The organism is Candidatus Bathyarchaeota archaeon, from assembly GCA_025059045.1.
Classification (GTDB): domain Archaea; phylum Thermoproteota; class Bathyarchaeia; order Bathyarchaeales; family DTEX01; genus JANXEA01.
Genome location: JANXEA010000019.1, coordinates 1 through 4276, shown reverse-complemented (window position 1 = coordinate 4276; position 4276 = coordinate 1). Strand labels below are relative to the sequence as shown.

4 protein-coding genes are annotated in these 4276 nt (G+C 44.4%); 2 read left to right on the top strand and 2 right to left on the bottom strand.

Annotated elements, in window-relative coordinates; all coding sequences use genetic code 11:
* Together NZ952_06535 and NZ952_06530 are read left to right on the top strand one after the other, a co-directional pair.
* The coding region (locus NZ952_06535) for a PhoU family transcriptional regulator (protein ID MCS7120838.1) at positions 1 to 531 on the top strand (531 nt) is incomplete at its 5' end.
* A gap of 140 nt (positions 532 to 671) precedes the next feature.
* Positions 672 to 2180 (top strand): glycoside hydrolase family 28 protein, encoded by a 1509-nt coding sequence (locus NZ952_06530; GenBank protein MCS7120837.1) that lies wholly within the window; start codon positions 672 to 674, stop codon positions 2178 to 2180.
* Positions 2181 to 2248: 68 nt separating this feature from the next.
* On the opposite strand, the gene infB is transcribed toward NZ952_06530, so the two are convergent.
* Positions 2249 to 4018 (bottom strand): translation initiation factor IF-2, encoded by a 1770-nt coding sequence (gene infB / locus NZ952_06525; protein ID MCS7120836.1) that lies wholly within the window; start codon positions 4016 to 4018, stop codon positions 2249 to 2251.
* A gap of 30 nt (positions 4019 to 4048) precedes the next feature.
* On the bottom strand, positions 4049 to 4276 hold a 228-nt coding region (locus tag NZ952_06520), incomplete at its 5' end, for a DRTGG domain-containing protein (GenBank protein MCS7120835.1).

Below are 4276 nucleotides of genomic sequence, written 5' to 3'. Positions count from 1 at the left end.
GAATTGAAGGATACATGCGAACTCATGATAGACCTTGCCTATTCCTCACTTATCCTAAATAGCCCGGAATTAGCCGAGGAAGTTCAAAAGCTTGAGGAGCACATGGATAATCTCCATACTGAATTTGAGTTTTTGGTGCTGGAAAATATTACAAGACCAGAAGAGTCGAGGGACTTTCTTGGGCTGATTCGTTTAGGGGTCGTAACTGAGAAGATAGCGGATGCAGCCGCAAAGATAGCAGAAGTCGTTTTGAGAGGATTAAAGCCTCATCCCGTACTGAGTTTGGTGATAGATGAAGCGGAGGAGACCGTTAAAAGGGTTAAGGTTACAAAAGACTCGCCTCTTGCAGGTAAGACTCTAAGGGAGGCAAAGATTCCGGAGGAAACTGGTATGTGGATATTAGTAATTAAGAGAGGAGAGAAGTGGTTACGCCCAAAATCCGATACAATAATCAGTCCAGGGGATATTCTTATAGCTTCAGGCTATGCTGAAGGCGCTGAGGATTTGCTTAGAATAGTTGGAAGCGAATAAGACGAAGACATAGTGGGAACGAAGGACCTATTGGGATCGGAATGATTTACGTCGTTGCCATGAATAGTTAAAATTTAAAAATCTTCTTTAGAAGAATTTGATAGCCAGTACTCCATAAATTAGAGGGATGGGTGAATCTGTTGAAGAATCAATCTATATTTAATGTCGTTGAGTATGGAGCCGTTGGAGATGGAAAATCAAATGATACTGAACCTATCAGAAGCGCTGTTGAATCCTGTGTAAAGCAGGGCGGCGGAATCATATATTTTCCTTCAGGAAAATATCTAACTGGAGCAATAATTCTGGGGAGCAATGTAACACTCGAAATATGTTCCGGAGCAACCATCCTCGGAAGTGAGGATCCAAATGACTATTTACTGGTCAAAGAGGAGACGATTAACGGGTCAAAACTGACTATAACTGGATTAATACATGCCGAGGACGCGGAAAACATCGCAATTGTAGGCAGAGGAACAATTGATGGTCAGGGTAGGAGATGGTGGGAACTCCATTGGAAGGGTCAATTATCACATGGAAGACCTAAATTGATAGACTTGAAGAGATGTACAAACGTTACAATTCGAGACTTAACCTTGAAGAATTCGCCTTTCTGGACTGTGCATCCCTTCGTGTGCAACGACGTTACCATAGAAAATTTGAGGATTATAAACCCGCCTAATTCTCCAAACACTGACGGCATAAACCCGGACTCTTGCCGAAATGTGCGGATTTCCAATTGTTACATTGATGTCGGCGACGACTGCATTGCGATTAAGGCGGGAACAGAGTTGGAGCCTTACAGAGCAGATAAACCATCTGAGAATATTTCCATCACAAACTGTATCATGATACATGGTCACGGCGGCGTCGTTATGGGAAGCGAGACCTCAGGCAGTATCCGAAATGTTGTCGTCTCAAACTGCATCTTCAACAATACAGATAGAGGGGTCAGGATAAAGACTCGCAGAGGGCGCGGTGGCACTGTTGAAAACATAAGGGTTAACAATGTTCTTATGAACAAGGTTTTTTGTCCTTTCGTCGTCAACATGTTTTATGCTACGCCACTCCCATCAGATAATTCGCCTCTCCCCATAACTGGGGGAACTCCCTCTGTCAGAAAAATATATTTAAGCAATATCACCGCTCAAGAGTGCAGTGCTGCAGCCGGATTTCTATACGGGCTGCCAGAAATGCCAATAGAGGACATAGTCCTAAGCAACGTGATAATTTCGATGGGAAAGGATCCGACATTTCAAGGCGCCCAGCCAGCTATGATCAGGGGGCTGCCAAAAATGATTTGCAGCGGCTTCTATTGCCGAAATGTGAGAGGACTCGAATTCAACAATGTCAAAATAATAGGTGTCGAGAATGATGCAACGTTAAAATTGGAATTTAGCGAAGGCGTGAAAATCGAAGGTGTTAGCATTAAAACCGCCGCTTACTCCTATCCGGCAATCGAATTGAGAGACGTTAAACATGCGATTATCAGAGGATGCTCATTATACAGTGAAGTAGAATCTTTTGTTAGGATCGGTGGCGCAAACTCTAAAGACATTGCAGTGGGGGAGAATCAGACCGCTCTATCCAAGAGGATGATAGATCTGAGCGGCGAAGTCGACCGGAATTCCATAAAAGTTATGCAGCCCTAGAAATTCATTTGATCAGCTTAAACTATTCCCCTAAAAACCTCCATATTTACTGTATCTCGAATGTATACCTAAAACGGCGATCTTTTTCTCATTATTTCAATAATCTCTTTAAGCGTTTCAATCTCTATGGGATCCAACCTATCCTGAAATTTTGAGAGAAGTATTCTGGCATGAGTTTCGGGAACGTTAGTATATAGCACGTCACCTTCATCGAAGTGCCGTCCAACGACAGGTTTATCAATTGATATGGCCACTTGCTTTCCAGCTTCAGCAATGGATATCGCTTCTCCCTTCTCCTGTATTTGTAGAATCTCCCCTATTTCTCTACCTTCTACTGTGATGAGGCGAATTTTCGGCCTAATTTTACCTGCGAGAACCTCTATTCCGATGATTGCTGGCTTAGCCCTTCGAAAAACATATCCAGGTAAGACCTTTATCTTCGCCGGCTTCTCAAGTTTCCCAAACTCAGCCGCCTCTTGCGCTTCTCTCTCCTGTTTCATCCAACTTAAATATTCATCTATCAGGTGGTAGATGATGTTGGATTTGAAGACAGGGATTTTTTTATTCTGGGCTTCTTGCTCAGCATCGGGCAAAACTTTCACATTGAAGGCTAGGATGACACCATACAATGGTTCCTTATCCTTCACTATGGCTGCTTCTGTGACCTCCCTCTTCGAAACATCGCCAACATCAGCCAATCTAATTGGGACACCGTGGTTTCTCAGGTTCTCAGCTATTGCTTCTAGTGAGCCGAGTGTATCAGTTTTTAGGATGACGCCGTCGATCTCTGTCGATATACGAATCTTTTCAACCTCTTCTGAAACTTCCTTTAGGTAGTCGTCAACCTTATCTTTTTCGGGGACTACGAGGATCGGAGCGCCTGCAATTGCGCCATCCAAGCTGGGTGCAACTATTTTCACGCCAGCAGCGGCTGAGACCTCATAAACAATTGAGAACCTGTCTCGCGGATCCCTGATCTCGTCTAGGGGTTTTGGCAGCAGCAGTGCTCTAACATTTGTGACTATCGGGGTTTCCCTACCGCCCAAGACTATTATGTCGTCCTTTCTTATTATTCCATCATAAATGACCGCGTTGACCGTTATACCTAAGCCTACTTCTTCTTTAACCTCGAGTATTGTGCCTTTAGCTGGACCTTCTGTGACCTGGAGCCTATCCTTCAAGAACTGTTGAGTTAAACCTGCTAGAACAGCGACGAGTTCCGTTATGCCTTCTCCCGTCTTCGCGCTTGTAGGGATAATAGCAACCGTTCGCGTGAAATCTGATATCTTATCAAACCTATCAGCTCTGAAACCGTGCTCCGAAAACTTTCCCATGATAGCATACAGATGTTCGTCTAAACTTTGCCTAACATGGGGATCTTGAGCCCTATAAGATTCGATGAATGAGGTCGTCGTTTGGGGTTTCCATCCTGGAATTCGATCAATCTTGTTAGCGGCGACAAGAAACGGCGTTTTCCTCGACTTCAATATCTCCAAGCATTCATATGTCTGTAACTCAAATCCTTTCAGAACATCAATAACGAGTATTGCTATGTCCGCGACGCTACCACCCCTGCGTCGAAGATTAGCGAAAGCTTCATGGCCAGGCGTATCAATCACCAGAAGCCCGGGAATCTTTATTTCCCCACCTAGTTTACGTAGCAGTGGACCCGCTATCTCCCTCAAAGTCTCAAGCGGGAAGAAGCTTGCGCCAATATGCTGAGTCATACCTCCTGCTTCCCTAGCTTGCACGCTGCTTTTTCGGATACTGTCTAAAAGAAGAGTCTTGCCACTGTCAACGTGCCCTAGGACGCAGACAATCGGTTGCCTGATGGGCAATATTCGTTCACCAAACTGTAAAACTTGATCCTAATTCCACATCTCCAAGATCCTGCGCCAATCCACATTCTCCATTACTAGGCTCTTCGCTCGATCGATTCTCGCGTGATCTTCAGGTTTAATCTTCCCGACAATATTCCTGATTTTTTGAAGAGTAGTGTATGTGTCATCGGGGACTAAAATTACGGGGACAGATAGGTCGTCTGCTTTCGGCAAAACTTTTATGCTTGGATAAAGGTTGCCAGTTAACACTAGTCC